Below are 20140 nucleotides of genomic sequence, written 5' to 3'. Positions count from 1 at the left end.
CACATGACACATATAAACCTAGACGAGCTAACACACCTGCAAGCCATTAATAAAAAATTAGTTGCGGGTTACCATATTTGCGAACAAGACAATGTAATGTGGCAAGAGCTTGACCAACACATAGACGCCTACAGTGCATTATTTAATGCCCTTGGCCACGATTTAAAACACGACAGCCGCGGCTTTTACTACTTTACAAGCGACGAAAGCACGCCAAATATGGGCAAAATATCCCGTGCTATCGCACTTACTATTTACATTTTAATTGAGCATTTTGCCAATACGGGTAAAGACCCAATGCGCGCCTTGTTTGATGAAGTAAACGATTTAGAACTGATGCAAACCTTAGTGCAAATTAACAAACACTTGTTTGATCAGCTCGAGATATTTTCGGGCTCAGATTTACGTAAAGACGTATACCTGCGCATGGTGCGCTTAGGTTTAGCCCGAGAAGTAGAAGGCGGATTTATGCTACAAGCGCCCATTCACCGCTATATAGATGCATTAATGGAAGTAAACGAAGAAACCTACATTACGGAGGACGAGGAATGAAAAATCTATACGGACTAAGTAAACTCGCCCTACTTAACACCGCAGGCTATGCAAAATGTGTGATCCCGCTTGATAAAAGCAGCTCTATTTGTGCGCCTAACAATACCGGTAAAAGCTCGGTTATTAACGCTCTGCAATTTCCGCTAATAAACGATTTACGCTTAACCGAATGGGACGGGCATGATTTAGATGAAACCCGTAAGTTTTATTTTTCATCGGATCAGTCGTACATTTTACTAGAAGCTAACCTCCCTCATGGCTCGGTTGTTATTGGTGTAGCAGGCCTTGGTAAAATAGCCGGTTACGCGCATCAGTACTTTTGTTATCAGGGCAAACTTGATTTAGAGCAGTACACGCAAGGTAATACCATAATTAAGTTTACTAAGCTGTTTAATCATTTAAAGTCGCTTAATTACAACCCTATAGAGCTAAAAGCACAAGAGCTAAACGCCCTACTTACCGGTGGCGCAACACCCTTTGACGGCGACATTAACTTAAAAATGATCCCGCTTAATAATGTGCAAGACTCTGCCATTTATAAAGAAATTTTTAGACGTATTCTTAACTTACATAAATTGGGCGCAAGCGATGTTAAACGCTTTATGCTACGCGTGTTTGAGCGCCATATGTCAAACTCAAAGGTCGACTTTTACGAAGTCTGGCGTCGCTCGTTTGATAAAGTAAACCGCGCTAAACGTGAATTAAAAGCCCTTGAATCAATGCAAGAGCCAATAAGCGCGCTTGAATCAATGCTTGAAAATCAAACCGTGCTCAAAGGTAAGTTAGCAGCCTATGCACCTAAAATTGACCAAGCCCTAATTGACTTTGATACTTACCAAGAGGCGCAGCTAAATGAGCTAGGTGTTGCACTTGAAGACATAGAACACGAAAAACATGAGTTTGAACAAAAGCAAAGCCTATACGTACAGCAATCACGCGATATAGAGCGCAGACAAACCCAAATTGAGCAATGGTTTTTAGATTACAGCGCTCTAAAAAGCGAGTTTGAGCTGGTAAATAAGGCCACTCTTAAAACTAGCCTTGGCCAGCTTAAGCACGATTACGAGTCGCTTTCACACTCTATAACCAGCGCACAAGGCCAAAGTCTGCACACGCTTGATTACCGTATTAGCGAAACTCAAAAACAAATAAAAAGCTTAAAGCTGCAGCTTAAAAACCTTGAGTTTAATTTGTTTACCCGTATGCGCGAAGACCTATCGCTTAAAGAAGTAGAAGAAATATCGCGCATTTTAAATCCCGACCTACTCTCGTTTGCAACCACCACTAATGGCGATATAACCATTGATGATGAAGATGCCTTTGGGGACTTTTTATCGCTGTTAAGTGAAAACGTTAAAGGCGGTGTGCTAACGCTTCCAGGTGCAAGCATTAAACTTAAAAAGCTCTCGCCAGTACACATGCAAAGCGGCGAAAACAAAGAGCAATTAACGGCGCAGTTAAGTGCACTTGAGCACTCATTAAAAGAGTTTAAACAACAGCGCGAAGTGGCTGCTAATGTTGCAGATAAACAAAAAGAAAAAGATGCACTTTACGATGAGCTAATGAGCGCAGAGAGCGCCCTAAAACGCTTAGAGCAATTTGAGGTAATGCAGCAATCTGTAGAAGCGCAAGGCATGCTAAAAGAGCAATTATTAGCAGAGCGCGAACAAGTCGACGATTACCTGCAAGACATACAAAAAAATAGTGGCTCAATTGCAGACAGACGCTCGTTAATTAAATCAAAGCAAGAGCAAATTAATCGTCAAACTGAGCGCCTGCGCCAAGTTAAAAGCGAGCGAATTGATCATACTCTCGATTTATACAGCGGGAAAGTAACCCCGTACATGATTGATATAACAGTCGACTTTGATAACTTAAGCGATTTAGTACATCACTTTAATAAAGACTGCCAAGAGCTGCGCAATTTTGACATAAACGTGCGTAATACCTATTTACATGTATATAACGCGGGCATTACTAAGTTCGATAACGAAAACGACGAATTTACTAAATACCAAAAGCTTATTAGCGCATTTCATAACCTTGATAACGAACGCGATGCCGTTGAGCGCCAAGGACGCGTAGCACTGACCGAAGTGGCCGCAACCATTAAAGGCTTGCGAGAAGATTTAGACCGCCTTCGCCGTGAAATGAATAGCTTTAATAAAGGCATAAGCCAGCACCGTATTTCTAACCTTCAAGCGTTTAAAATTAACGTAATACCGCGCAAAATGCTGGTTGATAGTATTGATACCATTATCAGCACGTCGCATCAGTTTGAGCAAGGCGACACCCTTGATTTACTGAGCCAAGAACCTTACAGCGAAAGCGCAGTAAACGAAGCAAAAGATCACTTAATAAAACTTGCCTCGGATAAAGCAGGCCTTACCTTAACTGATTTATTTGATATTCGTTTTGAAGTGGTAAATCGCGCAGGTGAAACCGAACACTTTGAAAAAATAGACTCAGCTGGCTCAAACGGAACTCGTATTACTATTAAGTTATTATGTGGCATGTTGTTTATTCGTTACTTATTAAGCGATCAAGAACAAAACCTTTACCGTATACCTATTTATATAGATGAAGCGGCTGATATCGACCCGCAAAACCAAAAAGCAATTATAGAAACTGCACTGAGCTTTGGCTTTGTGCCTATATTTGCCTCGGTTAAGCCACAAATAAGCTGTGACTACATTGTGCCTATTCGTTCAGTAAAAGATGGCGCACAAAACTGGGTAGACGAAAAAGATTGGATAGAAGTTGAACACAGTTAATTGGCCATTAAGGCTCAGCTATTAAACTAAAATATAGAACGTTAAAATAATACACATTTAAATGATGTGTGTTATTTTAAGGTAACGCATTTTATTGGAGCAAACGTAATGAAAAATATACTTATTGTTGCAGCGCTAGCACTACTTACAGCCTGTACACAAACCCCTGATTGGGATTACGACAAATCAGCCAACTTTAGTAATTTTAAAACATTTGCTTGGGTAGAAAACGCGAGCTTAACTAAAGACACCACAAATTATCAAATCAATGGCTTAATGGAAAAACGCGTACGTACCGCAGTAAACGCAGAGCTTAGCCAAACCTTAGGTATGAATTTAGTTGATGCCGCGCAAGCGGATGTGCTTGTTAACTACCATGCATCGGTAGATAAAGAACTTGAAGTAGATACCTTTAACGTAGGTTACGGCGCTCGTTGGGGATACTGGGGCACAGGTTTTCAACGTGATACAACAGCCCGTGAGTATGAAGTAGGCACTTTAGTGATTGATATTATCGACCGCGAATCAAATCAACTTGTTTGGCGCGGTGCTAAAGAAGGCCGTTTAAAGAAAAACCAATCGCCAGAACAACGCGAAGCATCAATTAAAGAAACAGTCGCTAATATTTTAAGCAACTTCCCGCCGCACAAGCAGCTGTAAATTAGAATTAGCTTTAAATAAGTTTTAAAAAGCTCACATTATGTGAGCTTTTTTGATGCGCGTATATTTTGATACCTCAGAGCTAAATAATTACGAGCTACGCTCGTCACGTCAGCAAGCTGCACGTCTACAAAAACTTCGTGTTAAACGTTATCGGTAGGCGCTAAGCTTGCTTGCGCGAGAAGTTTTAACATCTAATTACTTATGATTTCTCAAATATAATTTAAATTTTAAGCCCATCTAAAGGAGAGTAACACTTACATCACACCCAAAGACTGGAGTTTACAGTAAACCGAAGATCAAGTTATATTGGTTTTAGAGTATTAAGAGAAATTAAAAAAGGTTAAATAAAGGATTAAAATGAAACCTACATGCCCTAGCTGTCAGAATAAAATTAATAGTACAGATATAAAAAACACTAATAAAAAAGGAATTTTTATTGAAAAGCAATGCCCTTCTTGCCTTGAATGGTTTGGTTTAAATAAAACACTAGAAGTTTTAAAAACACTTGGAATATCACTTTTATTAATAACTAGCCTACTAAATATTTTCAGTATTAAAAGTGAATATAGCTCAATTTTCTCAACCGTTGGCTTTGCCGGAATATTTATAGCTATGCTTATTACTTTTTTTGGTAAACATGAAGAAATCAAATAACACTAAACCAAGAAAGAAGCCAAAAATAAAACACGCTAATATTAGTAATACCAGAATGTTATTAAATCAAATAGCATTCTCCTTGTTTTTTTTGGCTATAGGCTCCTTATCTATCATAATCGCAGTAAAATCTATATACGACGGTTATGTACTTACACCAACAGATTATCGTGTTGAATCTGAGGTTTATTTTTTCTCGACCTCTCCATTTACTTATCTTTTTAACCTTTTTTTTTACTTAGGATGTGGGATCTTTTTTTTAGCAGTACCATACCTAAGTAGAGACATGTTTCCGCGAAAAAAAGAAAAAACTAAGCAAAAAAGCTCAAAGAAAAAATAAACAATAGTTTTTATTAACTCGTTTTGTATTTATACAATAACTCAAAGGGTATATGGCAATAGTCATCTGGGTGGTTAGTTAAACGGTCTTGGTGTTCAGCATCGCTTGGTACGTAATTAGTAAGCAGCTCTACCTGTACAACAATTTTTTCTGCATCACTGCGCTTATTTATATAATTGCTTGCTGCGTCTAAATGGCTTTGGTTTTTGCTGTAAATAGCAGTGCGGTATTTAGGGCCTACGTCATCCCCTTGTTTATTAATGCTGTATGGGTCAATAATTTCAAAAAAGTAGTCAAACAGCTTATTTAGGGTAACGACGTTTAGGTCAAAAGTTACCTTTACGCATTCTGCATAACCATCATAGTCGCCATCTGTCGTTTTACTTGTACCGTTCGCGCGCCCTGCCTGTGTGCTAACCACGCCTGGTAAATGTTTCATAAACTCTTGTACACCCCACAGGCAGCCACCAGCAAAGTAAATAGTATTATGTTCTTTAGTATCCATTATAAATGTTACCTAATGAGAGAAGTGTGAATGGTTATCAAATGCAGTTATTAACAAATTAATGTACAATCGCGCACAAAATGACTGCTGTTATATTTGGCTATTTTATCATGCTCAAATGTGGGTTTTAAAATTAATTGTAACCGCAGCTACAAATAAAAAACGACGAGAAACACATGAATCGCACACCACACATTATATTACCAGCCCTTTTATGCAGCGTTACTCCATTTGCTTATGCTAATACACAACCTGATGACTATTTAATAGAGCAAATAACGGTTGAAGCCTCACCTACTGCGAATAAACTGCCTGTGGGTACATTTGACTCGCCTATTTCTAATTTAGAGTACGACCCACGTGTTGATCTTCAATCGCGTAATATGGCTGAGGCACAAGCTGATGTAACTATTCGCGGTGGGATTTTTGAAAATACCGGTTTTAGAGTAGGAAGCGCTACCCTGCTTGACCCGCAATCTGGCCATTATTTTGCTGAAATACCTATTGCACCACAAATGCTAAGTGGTCCAGATGTTTTAACCGGTGCTGATAACGCACTGTACGGTATGAACAGCTCTGTAGGTACAGTTTCGTTTGGTTGGAAACCAATTATTACTGGCGGTAGTGTATCGCTTGGTACTGGCACAAATGACTTTAACCTGCAAAGTATTCACGCTGCTAAAAACACACAACTTGATAGCTTAGCTAACTATACCCTGGGCTTTGAAGGTGAGTATTCTCACTCGCAAAGTGATGGCACTATTGATAATGGCGATCATGACTTTTCGCGCGCCTCAGCACGCGTGCAATTAGCAAGCGAGCATAGCCAAACCGACTTATTTTATGGCTCGCAAGATAAGTTTTTTGGTTGGCCTAACTTGTACACCCCTTTTGGCGTTAACGAAACTGAAGATCTAGAAACACGCCTTTGGATGCTTAATCACAAGCAAAACTACGCTGAAAACAGTCACTTTGAAGTATCGGCGTATTACCGTACCCATGACGATCACTATATTTACTCGCGCGAAAACCCAAGTGCATTTGAAGCTTTTCATAAAAGCGAGGTTAAATCGCTTGCTCTTTCGGGCAGCCATGCACAAAGCAATGCACTGGCAATAAATTACTCGGCACAGTTTATTGACGATTCAATTGAATCGACCACGCTTGAAAACAATTTCACCTCGCGTAACTATTACAAAGTGAGTGTATTGCCAGAGTATAAAATGGCACTTGAGGGTAATAAACAACTAACATTTCGCTTAGGTGCTGCGTTTGACGATACAAATAGAGACGACTCTGAACTGTCACTTATTGGCGATGTAACGCTCAATACACAAAACAGTAAAGGTCTTGATCGCACGTTTTATTTATCGTACGCGCAGGCGAGTCAAGTTGCAGGCTACACAGCCATTGGCGGCAGCGATTCTGGCGGGTTATTTAGAAGTAACTACAACCTTGAACGCGAAACGACTTCAAACTTAGAGCTAGGCTTATTACTAGAAAAGCAAAGCTGGCAGTTAAACTCGGCTATTTTTTATCGAAAAGATAATAACTTAACCGATTGGACCTTTAATTTTGACTCTACCTCTGCGCGCTTTGCAAACCCAGTTGATATTAATACTGCAGGAGTTGAATTTTTAGCGACTAAGCACTTTGATACAGCAAAACTTATTGCTAGCTACACCTATTTGCATAAATCAGAAAACTACGGCGCTGCCGATATTGATGCCAGTTTTTACGCGTTAAACTTTCCTGATCACCGTTTAACACTCGGCGCTGTGTACAACCCAACTGATATTTTAGAATTTAGAATAGATAACGAATGGCGTACACAACACAAAAACGCGCTTAGAAACGGCCACGACAACGCGTTATTTACCCAGCTAACGCTTAAAATAACCCCTCCTCAGTTAAGCAATTTATTTATTACTTTAGCGGCTGACAACTTATGGGATGAGTCGTTTGAAGAAATACCAGGTACACCTGGGCGCGGTGAGCAATATACGTTAAGCGCAACGTATAGTTGGTAAAAATTAAAGCGGCGTTTACAAACTCAATTTATATTTTGGTTTGTAAACGCTGTGGTTTTTATAAAAGCGTTATTTTAGACAAAAAATATTGTACAAAAAGAAGCGAATAAGAAGTAAATGAGAAAACACAAACCAACTATTACTTAAAGTTAATCTCTTCCTCTAAAAGCGCAGCGCCTCTTCCCCTCTTTGTGAATAAATCACTTTTACAGGCTTCGCCTGTCACGTAAGCAAGCTTCACGTCTACAAAACAACCGTATATCTGCACATTTGCGGTAGACGCTTAGCTTGCTCGCGTGAAAAGCGCAGCTTTTAATTATTAAAAAAATTACTCGGTAATAGATAAATGTAAATATATGTGTATTAACCTCGTAAGCTAGGTTAATTGCTCAAGCTCGGTTATAAGCGCTAGAGCCTCTGCATTTGTTGACCCACACACATCAAATGTGGCGCTAAAATCGCTACATACTTTTGGGCGGCTTTCATCGCCAAATAATTTACATAAATTACGCTCATCTAGCTGAATACAACGCTCTCCGGCTTTTTTACCATTTGGCATTCCTGGGATTGGGGAGCTAATACTCGGTGCAATGCAACACGCACCGCAGCCTAAACGACACGTCATAGGCTCTGTTTTCATAATAACCTCAGTTAATAAAACTATGCAATTTGCAGTGTATTTTCACCCATACATAGTCAATTGTTTATTTATAATACACACATGTAATGCTTTGTTACATCTTCAAACGCCTTGTAAACACTTTATTGCGTATTATTGCCTTGTCACCAAATATATGAAGGAATGCCTTGTGGCTACTAAAAAACAAATTTTACTACCAGTCGCGGTTTTAGCTGCCGGGATTGCACTGGCAATTGGCCTTTCAGCAATGAAAACGCCACCAGAAGAAAAACCAGAGCAAGACACTCGCCCGCTGGTTGCGGCAAAAAGTGTAAACATTGATGCTATTACGCTTGATGTAAAATCGTACGGCGTTGTAAAACCTAAAGACCGTACCGAGCTGGTTGCTCAAGTAAGCGGGCAAGTTATTTCAGTAGCCGGGCAATTTGTAGAAGGCGCGTTTGTTAAGCAAGGCGATATTTTAGCACGTATTGATCCAAATGATTACGAAGCCGACTTTATTGAAGCACAAGCAGGCCTTGCACAGGCAAGTTCAGCACTTGAAATAGAGCGTGCACAAGCCCACGTTGCTAAAGCCGAATGGGAACGTATTAAATCAGACTCAAGCGATGCGATTGCCTCGGAGCTTTATTTACGTAAACCACAACTTGCTGAAAAAATGGCAAGTTTTAAATCTGCTCAAGCCCGTGTAAAACGCACTAAACGTAATTTAGAACGTACGTACATAAAAGCCCCATATGACGCCATTATTAACGAGCGCACTATTAGCTTAGGCTCTGTTGTAAGCGCAGGCAGTAAATTTGGTGAGCTTAGCGCGACAGCAGTTGCAGAGGTACGTTTACCGGTTGCAGATAAAGAGCTGCAATATTTAAATAATGGCGGTATTGGCGCACTGGTTACGCTTAACGCAGAATTTGCTGGTAAGCAAACTACGTGGCAAGCCAAAGTGGTACGTAGTGAAGGGATTGTTGATCAAACCAGCCGTATGAGCTATTTAGTTGCGCAGTTACCTACCCCGTATGCTGATAACACTAAGCCACTTCGTTTTGGTTCGTACATTAACGCCACAATTGAAGGGCGAGCGCTGGATAACGCGATTATTGTCCCGCACCATTTAGTTAAAAATAACAAAATTGCTATTTTAAACGACAATCAAACCCTTAGCTTTAAAACGCTTAATATTGTACGTGAGCAAAATGGCATGGTTATAGCCGACCAAGGGTTAAATAATGGCGAGCAACTTATTACCTCTGCCCTTGAATACCCAACAGAAGGCATGGCGGTTAAGCTAGAAGGCAATGAGCCTAAAAGCGATGTAACTCAATTAGCACTTAAAGAGGATACGCCATGAGTACCTCAGAAAAAGGCTTAATTGCTTGGTTTGCACGTAACCCAGTTGCGGCAAACCTAATTATGATTTTTATACTTATTGGCGGGCTTTTAACGGCGCTGACAATTCGTAAACAGGCATTTCCGCAGTTTGAAAGTAACTGGGTGAGTATTGAAGCGGTATACCCAGGCGCAGCCCCGCAAGAGGTTGAAGAAGGTATAACCATAAAAATAGAAGAAAACCTTGAGGGTACCGAGGGTATAAAACGTTTAATAACCTACTCTAACCGAGGTTATTCACAAGCATGGGTAGAAATAGAAGAAAAATACGACCTACAAGAAGCCCTAGACGAAATAAAAGCGCAAGTAGACTCTATTAATACCTTTCCGGCTGGGATGGAACGCCCCGTTATTCAACGTGAAAAATTTCAGCAAGAGGTAATGATCCTCGCGCTTTATGGCGACATGAGTTACTACCAGCTTAAAGAGCTAGGTAACGACATAAAAGATGAACTACTCGCCTTACCAGGCGTTAACTTAGTCGATTTTTACAGTGGCCTAGATTACGAAATAGGCATAGAAATAAGCCCCGATAAACTACGTGAATACGGCCTAACATTTAGAGATGTATCAAGTGCGGTGCAAAGCTTTTCTACCAATATGTCGGCAGGGCAAATTCGTTCTGACACAGGCTATATTTCAATGCGTGTTGAAAAGCAGGCCTACCGTGGCGGCGAATTTGCAAAGCTTCCGCTTATAACGCTTGCCGATGGCGCACAAATTAATTTAGGCGATGTAGCTACGATTAACGATGGCTTTGAAGAAGGCCTACTTTACTCTAAATATAATGGTAAAAACTCACTTTCGTTTGAAGTAGATGCCTCAAAAGATCAAGATATAACCGATGTAGCTAAAATTCTTAAAGGCTACATGGCAGAAAAACAGTCAAAACTTCCACAAGGCGTAAAGCTCTCACCTATTGTTGATTTAACCTACTACCTTGAAGGTCGACTCGATATGATGATCGACAACATGGTATGGGGCGGTATTTTAGTAATGATAGTGCTGGCGCTGTTTTTACCGCTGCGTTTAGCTTTTTGGGTAATGATGGGTTTACCGGTGTCTTTTCTAGGTGCCTTTTTGTTTATGCCAATTGGCTTTTTAGACATCACCATAAACATGGTGTCGTTATTTGCCTTTATTATAGTACTCGGGATTGTGGTCGACGACGCCATAGTCGTGGGCGAATCGGCCAGTGCCGAAATTGAAAAACATGGCCATAGCCTTGATAACGTTATTCGTGGTGTTAAGCGCGTAGCGATGCCTGCAACCTTTGGGGTATTAACCACTATTGCAGCGTTTTTGCCACAAGCTATGGCATCAGGCCCTGGCGCTGCGTTTTCTAAAGCCATTGGTGTGGTCATTATACTGTGTTTGATTTTCTCGTTAATTGAATCAAAGCTAATATTACCTGCGCATATTGCAGCTATGAACCCGCGTAAACCAAACCCTAAAAACCCATTACATAAACTGCGTAATGTGGTTGATAGTGGCTTAAAACACTTTGTACAAAACTACTACACGCCTTTTATAGGCCATTGTATACATTATCGATATACCGTAATTATAGGTTTTTTATGTATATTAATAGTGAGTGCAGGTATGTTTGCAGGCGGCTTAGTTAAGTTTGTGCCTAACCCTAAAATACCGCATGACTTTCCGCGTATTACACTTGAAATGAACCTTGCCTCTTCAGAGCAAGCAACACTTGAAACCGCCCGTAAAATAGAAGACGTTTTACTTAAAGTAGATAAAGAACTTAAAGAGCAATACGGCCAAAGCATGATACGTGATTTATCGGTAAGCCTACGTGGGCGTACTCAAGCAAACATTATGGCTATTTTAGTAGAGCCGCACTTGCGCCCTATCGACACTTTTGAATTAAGCGCGTTATGGCGTGACCAAATGCCACCGCTACCAGGTGTTAAAACGCTTAATATTCAAGATAATATTTTTAGTGGCGGACGTGATGACGGCGATGTAAGTTTTAGACTTCAAGGCAAAAATGCCGATGAGTTAAAAGAAGTAGCCGGTAAATTAAAAGCTAAGTTACAAAGCATGGAAGGTGTAGGCGATGTAAACGACTCACTACAAAGTGCCACCGACGAAGTACAGCTTGATTTAAAACCACTGGCCTACAGCATGGGACTAACCCTTGCGGATGTTGCATCGCAAGTAAGCTTTAGTTACTACGGATTAGAAGCACAGCGTATTTTACGCGAAGGCGAAGAAATTAAAGTGATGATCCGCTACCCAGAGAGCGAGCGCAACTCAATTAGTAATATTCAAAATGCGCGTATTATTACGCCAACCGGTGCAGAAGTGCCGTTAAGCGAAGTAGCCGAAGTTAGACTAGTAGATGGTGTAAACCGTATACGCCGCGAAAACTCAAACCGTACCGTTAATGTATGGGCAGCGGTAAATACTGACCAAGTTGAACCGTTTGCTATTGCACAAGAAATTCGCGATACCTATTTACCTTCGCTGCTTAAAAGCTACCCAGGCGTTAAAAGTAATGTGGCTGGGCGCGTACAAGAGGAAATGGACAGCGCCGATGAGCAGTTACGCGACTTTGCTATATCGCTGATGATTATATTTGCGTTATTAGCTATTCCGCTTCGCTCTTACTCGCAGCCGCTTATTATAATGTCGGTTATTCCATTTGGTGTAGTAGGTGCAATGTTTGGTCACGTAATATTAGGCATGACCATGAGCGGTCTATCTATGTTTGGCATTATTGCGGTAGCGGGCATAGTCGTAAACGACTCACTCGTTATGGTTGATTTTGTAAACAAAGCCCGCGCAGAAGGTATGGCTGTAAAACAGGCCGTTATGCAAGCAGGTGCTAAGCGCTTTAGAGCTATATTGCTGACCTCAATCACTACCTTTATTGGTGTAATGCCAATTATTTTGGAAACCAGCTTACAAGCTAAAATAGTTATTCCTATGGCGGTATCGCTTGCCTTTGGTGTGCTATTTGCCACGGTAATTACCTTAATACTTATACCTTGCCAATACGTAGCACTAGAAGACGCTAAGCGATTAGTACGTAAAATGCGTGGCAAGCCGACACAAGTGGATGCCCAACCAGCGCCTACTAACAGCTAAACTAACCTCCCCCCAACCAATAAAGCTCGGCAAGTTGCCGAGCTTTTTTATCAATTGTTTAAATTATTTTCAGGTGATAGATTAGGTACTTATATGGACCTTCAGAAAAAAACGGATTAAACAATGCCACTTATACAACTTGTTCTATTTATTATATTTGCTGTACTAACCACAATGGGCTACAAAAAGAATAACCGCAACTTAATGCTATTAGGCGCCGTTGCAATATCGTTCGCGTTTGTGGGGCTCGACTTTTTAATAGGCGTAGATGAAGGGTTATCAGGCAGGTAAGCTAAAACTCAATAACTAATTTTATACATTAAAAAGGTTCGATAAATAAAGAGATAAACTGCTCGTTTTTTACTCCTAATACGTTATGGTAATAAATAACAATACATAACTAATAATAATGGAAGGAGCAGCCATGAATACCCCGCAATCAGATCATATCCCTCAAGAAGCCTTTGATTGGTACGACGAATACGCCCACGGCTTGATGGACAGACGTACTTTTATGAAAAAACTTGGCGGTTTAGCTGCACTTGGGTTTTCAATGAGTGTACTGACCAGTGCCCTGCTGCCCAATTATGCGTTTGCAGAGCAAGTATCGTTTAACGATGACGATATAAAAGCCACCTACGAAGAGTTTGATTCGCCTAACGGACATGGTAAAGGTAAAGGCTATTTAGCAGTCCCTAGTAAAATAGAAGGCAAACTGCCAGTGGTATTAGTTCTCCATGAAAACCGTGGTTTAAACCCTTATGTAAGAGATGTAGCCCGTCGGTTAGCCAAAAAAGGATTTATTGCCTTTGCCCCCGATGCACTTTTCCCTCTCGGTGGCTACCCGGGTAATGACGATGAAGGCCGCGCAATGCAAAAAACCATGGACAGAGCTAAAATTCAAAACGACTTTGTAGCCGCTGCCCACTTTTTAAAAGGTCATTCACATAGTAACGGTAAACTGGGGGCTGTAGGCTTTTGTTTTGGTGGCTATATTGTTAATTATTTAGCGGCGGTTGATAGTGACTTGCTTAGCGCTGGCGTGCCTTTTTATGGTACTCCTGCAAGTGAGTCACTGCACAAAAATATAAAGGCGCCTTTAATGATTCAATTAGGTGAGCTTGATAAACGCGTTAACGCTACATGGCCTGATTATGAAAAAAGCTTAAAAGCTAACAATGTTGAGTACACTATGCACATGTACGATGGTGCTAACCATGGTTTTCATAACGACTCTACTGGGCGCTATGATGAGCAAAAAGCAGAACTTGCATGGCAGCGAACCTTAGCGTTTTTTAATGAAAAGCTAAGTTAATATAAGCTAACAATAATGTAATGCCACCAGCTTAAACTGGGTGGCATTATACAAGTTAATTAGCCTAAATTTTGGTTATGTAAGTTCTGGTTAGTTAAGCTCTGTAATATGTAATAGCTCACCAGATGGTCCCCATAAATAAATTACTTTCCCCCACGGCTCTTGTTTTATCCCTTCAAAGCGAATATCAAAGTGAGTTAACTTACTAATAGTGTTAAAAGCTTCGTTTATGTTTAATACGCACACTTGCAGCATTAAATTTTCAGCAAATTCTTGGTTGTAGTAACGCTTAATACCAATCGACTTAAATATTTAATCATTCTAGCGTGCTAAATAGAGCGCTAACAGCGTTATAAAATTCTTATGTAGAACAACTACATGTCGATATTTATGCCTTGTTATCACGCTATTTATCTGTCGCTATAAATGCCTAATAACTTAACACGATTGGTATAAAAACAAGCTACATTCACCTGATGTTGCAATACTTAAATCAGCTGATGCCTGCTCAACATTAAAGCCCAGCGCCTGATAAAAGTCACACGATTGTTGATAGTTTTTACACGGCACAAACACTCTAATGTCGTCTATTTGCATTGATATCTCCATTGTTATTTTAAGCAGCAGGTTTAACAATTTATTTTTTTGAAAGCGACCTTAATTAGGTTCTCATTTTTCTGAGCACTCGTCACTAAGTAAACGTAAATCAAAAGCAGTGTACTAATGCGCTAGCTTAAAAAATAAATGTAAGTAAAACTATAATGTTAAGTAGGATGACTTTAAAAATCAGCTGTTTTATAGTCGGCGAATACTTTCAATATAAAAAGGAAATTTTAATGAAATATATAACTAGGTTAGTCATCATTTTTGCCTGTGGTTTCAGTGTATTTAACATTCAAGCTAAACCGTTTCTATCACCTTATCCTAATGCAAAATTACAAAATAAAGTTATGTTAGAAGGTGAGCAAACTCGCCTTGTTACAAATTTTGATCGCAACGCTAAAAAGGCACAGCAACTCACTTTTGACTCATTTATTGGCTCTACAAACCATTACTCATACGACATCAAAAATGTGGCTTCTTTAAAGGTAACCAAAAACTATCAAGAAGCACTTATAAAAGCCGGCTTTACTATCAACTATATGTGTTCATTAGATGCGTGTTACTCAGGTGATAGGTACGAAGATAAAAAGCGATTAGGTGAAAAGTCTAGCTATTTTAGCCCAGGTAATGCATTTAGAAACCCGTATTATATTTATGCTACTAAGGGCGAAAGCAAACTTGAGGCTACCGTTGCTTTATATGTAGGACAATATAAAAATACAACGGGTGTACAATTAACCACTATAGATATAAAAGAGATTGAAACAGGGTTGATAACCGCCGACCTAAGCGCTCTTAACAAACCAATCAATAAAAATAACTCAAAAGCGCCACATAAAGATAAAAAAGGCGCTCAAGATCACCCTTTACTCAGTCGCTACCCAGGCAGTTATATTGAGGATTTTAAACAGGTAGACTATGAAGAATTTAGCATTCCTGTAGGTGTTGTAAATAAAAAAACAAAACAAATCCCAACATTTGATGTGACTGGTGACTTTACTCAAATTACCTATGTAGTAAATAACGTATCTTCTCTTAAAATTTATCATAATTATGTAGGCGCTCTAGTCAAAGAGGGCTTTGAAACTGTATTTTCGTGCCAAAAAAATACATGTAGTAAAAATACAAATAAAAGAAAAACCAGGGAAGATATTAAGCAGTTAGGAGATTTGTTAGCAGTCAAATCAATTAATAACTACTCAGGGCAACCTCGCTATCAGGTTATGAAAAAGACAACTGATGAGCAAACGACATACGCTGCATTTTTTATAGGAAATTATCAGGGCCATTCACGTATTCAGTTAGTGGTTATACAAACTAAGCCATTGCTAACCGGACTAATCGAGACTAATAGCGATAAAGTATTAGAGCAATTAGCGCAAAAAGGGAAAGCATCAATATATGGTGTTTTGTTTGATTACGATAAAGCCAGTATAAAAGCTGAATCGAAGCATGCCTTGGATACTATTGCGCAAGTGTTGGATAAAAATAAACAGCTAAGTTTATATGTTGTTGGGCACACCGACGATAAAGGATCAGCTGAGTATAATTTAAACCTTTCTGAGCGACGTGCTAATGCAGTTGTTAAGGCACTTATCACTAATTACGGTGTATCTAAATCAAGGTTATTCGCTCATGGCGCAGGCCCCTACTCGCCTGTTGCCACAAACAATAATGAATTAGGCCGTGAGCTTAATAGGCGGGTTGAATTGGTTGAGAAATTAGCTGGTAAGAAAAATTAACCGCTCATAAAAACCATCACAATGGGCGCTACAACAAGCGTCCTAAAGCTATGAAGAATATTGAGTACCATCAAAGTAACTAATTCAGTTTGGTAACTAGGGCCTCGTTAATACCTTTACCTTCATTAATTTCTAAATTTATTGTAAAACTAGCCCTATTCATCAAGCCTAAGTTTGGTGCAATATGGCGTATATCGACAAAAAACACTGGCACTATTTGTTCTAATCAGCCTAATCGCTTTATTACTTTGTAATAGTCAATCTGCTTATGAAAGCTGCGAATAATAGCACAGAGCCCAAATACAAAATCGTTTACATCGATTAGTTTTATTACAGTTAGACTAAGTGTTTCGGCTGTTGGGGTTAGCTCGTACTTTCAACGCAAAGCGCTAAACACTATCCTATTTTGTGATGTAAATTGAGAATAAACGAGCCAAGCGGCAGCTCAGTTTTATAAAAAACCAGAATAGCGACCTATTATTATCGTTATGCTCTCAGATACACTTTATTTTTTAGCAATAGCCTGCAAGACCGATGCTAAACCTGTGTGGTATGAGCCCTCAAACACTTCTCTCTTTAATTCTTCTAGATGCAAAAAGCTGAGGCCTTTTAAGTCATCTTCTAAATTGCTTTTTGATGTTTTAGTATCTGCACTTGGTCCGCCTCCGGTATTATAATTTACCTGCTCGGGCGTGTAGGCCTCAAGTAAAAATACCCCACTTGGCTTTAAACCTTCTACAGCGCGTTTATATACCGCTGAGCGAACTGCGCTTGGTAAAGGGCAATAAATAGACACGACCGCATCCCATTTTGCTTCGCCAAAGTCAAATTCTGCTAAATCGGCATGTATAAGGTTAATGTTTACATTGTGCTCTTTAGCAAGCTTTGCCGCTTTTTCAAGCCCTACTTTAGAGCCGTCAATTGCAGTAACGTCATAACCCATTTTTGCTAAAAAGACTGCGTTACGGCCTTCGCCTTCTGCTAAGCTTATTACTTTGCCCTTGGGTAGTTTTTGATATTGCTGGGCTAAAAACTCATTTGGCTCTTTGCCATAAGCGTATTGATCAGTGCTATACCTTTCATCCCACATAGAACCTCCTAAAGTTATTTTAATTGCATTTAGCTTTAACAAAGCCAATTTATGTATTCGATAATTCCACGAATAGTACAAAGTTTAAATAGGTGGTAGCAAGTCTAAACAACTCACAAGCAAAACGATTGAAGTAACGTTGAGCCGCGACAGAACTTAAACTGAAATGAATGTAATTCCTTTAGTTTAATTTAGCTAGCAGATGTTTAAACCTCTTTTATAACTGAAGAATAAATTCATTTTTGCATAACAAAAGCCCAACTTTATAGTTGGGCTATATACTTAAATCAAAATAACCCGTTGAACTAGCTTACTTTTAGTTCGCGGGCTAGAATGTACTGCACTAAGTCTTCAATCGATACCACGGTCATGCTGTGTTTATTAGCATAGTTACTTACCTGTGGTAAACGCGCCATTGTGCCATCAGGATTAGTTAGCTCACAAATAACACCAAATGGTTTTAAACCTGCCAGCTGCATTAAATCAACAGATGCCTCGGTGTGGCCTCGGCGTACAAGTACACCACCGGTTTGCGCTTTTAAACCAAATACATGGCCTGGGCGCGATAAATCGCTCGGTTTTGCGTTGTCGGCGGTAGCCGCTTTAATTGTGGTTACTCTATCGGCTGCCGACACACCGGTTGTTACGCCATGTTTAGCTTCAATGGTTACTGTGTAGGCGGTGTTATTTTGGCTGGTGTTGTTAGTTACCATTTGCGGTAGGTCTAACTGTTTAATGCGCTCATCATCCATGCATAAGCACACAATACCGCTTCCTTCGCGGATCATTTCGGCCATTTGTTGGGAAGTTAAATGCTCGGCTGAAAATACAAAGTCGCCTTCGTTTTCGCGGTTTTCGTCATCAACAACAAGCACGCCTTGGCCCTGTTGCAGTGCCGCTATGGCATTTTCTACACGGGTGTGGCTTTCGCCAAATTGAGTAAGTAAAGACTGAATCATCATTATATTCCAAATAAAAAATAAATAGATTCAGGACACTGAAAGGCATGGCAAAGCCATACAAAATAAATTTGCATGTTTTGCCAAAAAACAGCATTAAAAACACACGCCAAAAAGCGATATTTAGGCGTAGTGAAATAAGCTATATTCTCTTTCATCCGGACTTTAACCGTCGGCTCTGGCATCTCACCAGATCTGCTTGACCTTCATTTAACTTTTTCAAAATTGTAAAATAAATTAAATAAAGCGCTCGCGGGCTCGTTTTAGTCAAAAAAGTATTGATTAAAACATACCGCCGGTGGGGAATTTCACCCCGCCCTGAGAATTTACCGCAAACTTATGCGTTTACGGCCTGCGCATTATACGCCTGTATTTATAGGTTATTCAAAAATAAAAGTTAAGAAAGCTCAGTATTTAATGATGCTTTAAGTACTTTACCTTCATTAATATCAGCAATAAGCGAGCATGAAGCGCCATTTACCAGGTTTAAATTAGGTTGTACATGGCCTATATCGGAATCAAAAATTACCGGAAACAAACACCCGCCAAGAGCCACATCAAGCGCATGGCGGTAATCAAAGGCGTCGTAATTGCTTTGAGTGATTTCGCTTCGCCCTAAAATAAGGCCATTAATATCGTCAAATATTCCGGCTAACTTTAGTGAAAGTAAAAACCGAGCAACCGTTGTAGGCGTAAGCTCTGAGTTTTCGAGGTATAAAATTAACCCTTCTGATGCACTGTGTTTTTTAAATTCGTGCAATGCTAAAAAGGGGGAATCAAGCAATAAACCTACTGTGTCTAAGCAGCCACCAAATAAGCGCCCTGACATTTCTATCGTGCGTTTATCAGTAGAGTTTAAGCATTGCCAATGAGTTGGCTCGCTAGGTGCTAGTAACTCATTGGGGTTTTGAGCATAATTTGGTTTAGTTTTTTGATGTAAAGATGAAGGACCTTGTTCAAACTTACTCCCCGCTTCGTAGGTCAAAGTTTCAAAAATTTGTAAGCTATAGGGGTTTGTTTCATCGGGGTGCAGCTGCATTAAATTAGCACTATGAAGTGTTGCCCATTGGCATTTAGCCGTTAACGCACAGGCTATGGTACTCACATCAGAAAAGCCCACCAGCCATTTAGGCTTTGCAGCTTTTATAGCATTAAAATCGAGTAACGGTAGTACTTCCATTGCAAGCTCACCGCCCATTGGTGGCATAATCGCGGCTATTTCGTCATCCAATAAAAAGCCCATTAACTGCTGTGCATGGGCTTTGGCATCAAGTTGTTCTCGTGGTTTGTTTTGGCGTAAAAATTCGCCTTCTACTACCTCGTAACCTCGGTGTTTTAATCCGTCTATCACTATATCTAATCGTCCGTGATACTTTTCTTTTAGCCCAGATGAAAGCGAGCAAATAGCAATTTTAGAGCCTACTTTTAAAGGCGCTGGGTAAAGTATATTAGCCATTGAGTGTTCCTTTTTAATAAAGTGATTCCAGTGCGCAACATTAATGTTTTACGCGTTATTAAAAGTAATGTACCTATATCAACACGTACACTCTTTATGCAATATGAATACCTTTGTTATACCAACTTCATTAAGCATGTGTTCTAAATTTTACGCCGAAAAAACAATTCAGTTCTAGGCGTAAATTAATGTAAATGGTGTTCCCTTTACGAAATTTACAACAAAGAAATGGGTTGTTTTAGCAAGTGAAATAGATCAGCTATTTATTGGAGTTGGTAATATATCAATCCGCATAATTAAGTGATCTATTTTGAGGATGG

Annotated in this window: 17 protein-coding genes and 1 riboswitch; of the genes, 10 read left to right on the top strand and 7 right to left on the bottom strand. The window is 39.7% G+C overall.

Annotated elements, in window-relative coordinates; all coding sequences use genetic code 11:
- Window positions 1–3: 3 nt before the first annotated feature.
- The 4 genes from CWC11_RS13625 to CWC11_RS13610 all read left to right on the top strand — a co-directional run bounded on the left by CWC11_RS13625 (window position 4) and on the right by CWC11_RS13610 (window position 4643).
- Window positions 4–552, top strand: a complete 549-nt coding sequence (locus CWC11_RS13625; RefSeq protein ID WP_138683127.1) for a condensin complex protein MksE — start codon at window positions 4–6, stop codon at window positions 550–552.
- Window positions 549–3326 carry an Mks condensin complex protein MksF gene (locus tag CWC11_RS13620; protein WP_138683126.1) on the top strand — a complete coding sequence of 926 codons (2778 nt, stop codon included), beginning with the start codon at window positions 549–551 and terminating at the stop codon, window positions 3324–3326. Before CWC11_RS13625 ends, CWC11_RS13620 begins: the two co-directional genes overlap by 4 nt.
- A gap of 108 nt (window positions 3327–3434) precedes the next feature.
- Window positions 3435–3986 (top strand): DUF4136 domain-containing protein, encoded by a 552-nt coding sequence (locus CWC11_RS13615; protein WP_138683125.1) that lies wholly within the window; start codon window positions 3435–3437, stop codon window positions 3984–3986.
- Between the two features lie 360 nt (window positions 3987–4346).
- On the top strand, window positions 4347–4643 hold the full coding sequence (locus CWC11_RS13610; RefSeq protein WP_138683124.1) for a hypothetical protein: 297 nt from the start codon (window positions 4347–4349) through the stop codon (window positions 4641–4643).
- Between the two features lie 353 nt (window positions 4644–4996).
- Here CWC11_RS13610 and CWC11_RS13605 read toward each other — a convergent pair whose 3' ends face one another.
- Window positions 4997–5488: a peptide-methionine (S)-S-oxide reductase gene (locus CWC11_RS13605; protein ID WP_138683123.1), complete on the bottom strand. Its 492-nt coding sequence runs from the start codon at window positions 5486–5488 to the stop codon at window positions 4997–4999.
- Window positions 5489–5664: 176 nt separating this feature from the next.
- Here CWC11_RS13605 and CWC11_RS13600 point away from each other — a divergent pair, with 176 nt between their 5' ends.
- On the top strand, window positions 5665–7518 hold the full coding sequence (locus tag CWC11_RS13600; protein ID WP_138683122.1) for a TonB-dependent receptor plug domain-containing protein: 1854 nt from the start codon (window positions 5665–5667) through the stop codon (window positions 7516–7518).
- 376 nt (window positions 7519–7894) lie between these two features.
- On the opposite strand, the gene CWC11_RS13595 is transcribed toward CWC11_RS13600, so the two are convergent.
- Window positions 7895–8158 carry a YkgJ family cysteine cluster protein gene (locus CWC11_RS13595; RefSeq protein WP_058548899.1) on the bottom strand — a complete coding sequence of 88 codons (264 nt, stop codon included), beginning with the start codon at window positions 8156–8158 and terminating at the stop codon, window positions 7895–7897.
- Between the two features lie 169 nt (window positions 8159–8327).
- On the opposite strand from CWC11_RS13595, the gene CWC11_RS13590 reads away from it, so the two are divergent.
- The 4 genes from CWC11_RS13590 to CWC11_RS13580 all read left to right on the top strand — a co-directional run bounded on the left by CWC11_RS13590 (window position 8328) and on the right by CWC11_RS13580 (window position 13970).
- Window positions 8328–9509: an efflux RND transporter periplasmic adaptor subunit gene (locus CWC11_RS13590; RefSeq protein WP_138683121.1), complete on the top strand. Its 1182-nt coding sequence runs from the start codon at window positions 8328–8330 to the stop codon at window positions 9507–9509.
- On the top strand, window positions 9506–12655 hold the full coding sequence (locus CWC11_RS13585; protein ID WP_138683120.1) for an efflux RND transporter permease subunit: 3150 nt from the start codon (window positions 9506–9508) through the stop codon (window positions 12653–12655). Before CWC11_RS13590 ends, CWC11_RS13585 begins: the two co-directional genes overlap by 4 nt.
- A gap of 123 nt (window positions 12656–12778) precedes the next feature.
- Window positions 12779–12946 (top strand): hypothetical protein, encoded by a 168-nt coding sequence (locus CWC11_RS22830; protein ID WP_171038431.1) that lies wholly within the window; start codon window positions 12779–12781, stop codon window positions 12944–12946.
- 133 nt (window positions 12947–13079) lie between these two features.
- Window positions 13080–13970, top strand: coding sequence for a dienelactone hydrolase family protein (locus tag CWC11_RS13580; RefSeq protein WP_138683119.1), 891 nt, complete (start codon window positions 13080–13082; stop codon window positions 13968–13970).
- 90 nt (window positions 13971–14060) lie between these two features.
- Here CWC11_RS13580 and CWC11_RS13575 read toward each other — a convergent pair whose 3' ends face one another.
- Together CWC11_RS13575 and CWC11_RS13570 are read right to left on the bottom strand one after the other, a co-directional pair.
- On the bottom strand, window positions 14061–14225 hold the full coding sequence (locus tag CWC11_RS13575; RefSeq protein WP_232510967.1) for a hypothetical protein: 165 nt from the start codon (window positions 14223–14225) through the stop codon (window positions 14061–14063).
- Between the two features lie 183 nt (window positions 14226–14408).
- Window positions 14409–14567, bottom strand: coding sequence for a VOC family protein (locus CWC11_RS13570; RefSeq protein ID WP_249330742.1), 159 nt, complete (start codon window positions 14565–14567; stop codon window positions 14409–14411).
- Between the two features lie 239 nt (window positions 14568–14806).
- Here CWC11_RS13570 and CWC11_RS13565 point away from each other — a divergent pair, with 239 nt between their 5' ends.
- On the top strand, window positions 14807–16315 hold the full coding sequence (locus CWC11_RS13565; RefSeq protein ID WP_138683117.1) for an OmpA family protein: 1509 nt from the start codon (window positions 14807–14809) through the stop codon (window positions 16313–16315).
- A gap of 505 nt (window positions 16316–16820) precedes the next feature.
- On the opposite strand, the gene CWC11_RS13560 is transcribed toward CWC11_RS13565, so the two are convergent.
- From CWC11_RS13560 to CWC11_RS13550, 3 genes are all read right to left on the bottom strand, one after another.
- Window positions 16821–17405, bottom strand: a complete 585-nt coding sequence (locus CWC11_RS13560; protein ID WP_138683116.1) for a class I SAM-dependent methyltransferase — start codon at window positions 17403–17405, stop codon at window positions 16821–16823.
- A gap of 305 nt (window positions 17406–17710) precedes the next feature.
- Window positions 17711–18364 carry a 3,4-dihydroxy-2-butanone-4-phosphate synthase gene (ribB, locus tag CWC11_RS13555; protein WP_138683142.1) on the bottom strand — a complete coding sequence of 218 codons (654 nt, stop codon included), beginning with the start codon at window positions 18362–18364 and terminating at the stop codon, window positions 17711–17713.
- 142 nt (window positions 18365–18506) lie between these two features.
- Window positions 18507–18694: riboswitch (FMN riboswitch) on the bottom strand.
- A gap of 67 nt (window positions 18695–18761) precedes the next feature.
- Window positions 18762–19820: a S66 family peptidase gene (locus CWC11_RS13550; RefSeq protein WP_138683115.1), complete on the bottom strand. Its 1059-nt coding sequence runs from the start codon at window positions 19818–19820 to the stop codon at window positions 18762–18764.
- Window positions 19821–20140 lie beyond the last annotated feature (320 nt).

The organism is Pseudoalteromonas sp. S3178 (assembly GCF_005886985.1).
GTDB classification, from domain to species: domain Bacteria; phylum Pseudomonadota; class Gammaproteobacteria; order Enterobacterales; family Alteromonadaceae; genus Pseudoalteromonas; species Pseudoalteromonas carrageenovora.
The sequence above is the reverse complement of the archived record's forward strand: the minus strand, read 5'-3'. Positions and strand labels throughout refer to the sequence as shown.

Excerpts from the sequence above, each read along its gene's own strand:
- CWC11_RS13625 (WP_138683127.1), top strand. The coding sequence starts at position 4 with ATGACACATATAAACCTAGACGAGCTAACACACCTGCAAGCCATTAAT.
- CWC11_RS13620 (WP_138683126.1), top strand. The coding sequence starts at position 549 with ATGAAAAATCTATACGGACTAAGTAAACTCGCCCTACTTAACACCGCA.
- CWC11_RS13615 (WP_138683125.1), top strand. The coding sequence starts at position 3,435 with ATGAAAAATATACTTATTGTTGCAGCGCTAGCACTACTTACAGCCTGT.
- CWC11_RS13610 (WP_138683124.1), top strand. The coding sequence starts at position 4,347 with ATGAAACCTACATGCCCTAGCTGTCAGAATAAAATTAATAGTACAGAT.
- CWC11_RS13605 (WP_138683123.1), bottom strand. The coding sequence starts at position 5,488 with ATGGATACTAAAGAACATAATACTATTTACTTTGCTGGTGGCTGCCTG.
- CWC11_RS13600 (WP_138683122.1), top strand. The coding sequence starts at position 5,665 with ATGAATCGCACACCACACATTATATTACCAGCCCTTTTATGCAGCGTT.
- CWC11_RS13595 (WP_058548899.1), bottom strand. The coding sequence starts at position 8,158 with ATGAAAACAGAGCCTATGACGTGTCGTTTAGGCTGCGGTGCGTGTTGC.
- CWC11_RS13585 (WP_138683120.1), top strand. The coding sequence starts at position 9,506 with ATGAGTACCTCAGAAAAAGGCTTAATTGCTTGGTTTGCACGTAACCCA.
- CWC11_RS22830 (WP_171038431.1), top strand. The coding sequence starts at position 12,779 with ATGCCACTTATACAACTTGTTCTATTTATTATATTTGCTGTACTAACC.
- CWC11_RS13580 (WP_138683119.1), top strand. The coding sequence starts at position 13,080 with ATGAATACCCCGCAATCAGATCATATCCCTCAAGAAGCCTTTGATTGG.
- CWC11_RS13575 (WP_232510967.1), bottom strand. The coding sequence starts at position 14,225 with ATGCTGCAAGTGTGCGTATTAAACATAAACGAAGCTTTTAACACTATT.
- CWC11_RS13570 (WP_249330742.1), bottom strand. The coding sequence starts at position 14,567 with ATGCAAATAGACGACATTAGAGTGTTTGTGCCGTGTAAAAACTATCAA.
- CWC11_RS13565 (WP_138683117.1), top strand. The coding sequence starts at position 14,807 with ATGAAATATATAACTAGGTTAGTCATCATTTTTGCCTGTGGTTTCAGT.
- CWC11_RS13560 (WP_138683116.1), bottom strand. The coding sequence starts at position 17,405 with ATGTGGGATGAAAGGTATAGCACTGATCAATACGCTTATGGCAAAGAG.
- ribB (WP_138683142.1), bottom strand. The coding sequence starts at position 18,364 with ATGATTCAGTCTTTACTTACTCAATTTGGCGAAAGCCACACCCGTGTA.
- CWC11_RS13550 (WP_138683115.1), bottom strand. The coding sequence starts at position 19,820 with ATGGCTAATATACTTTACCCAGCGCCTTTAAAAGTAGGCTCTAAAATT.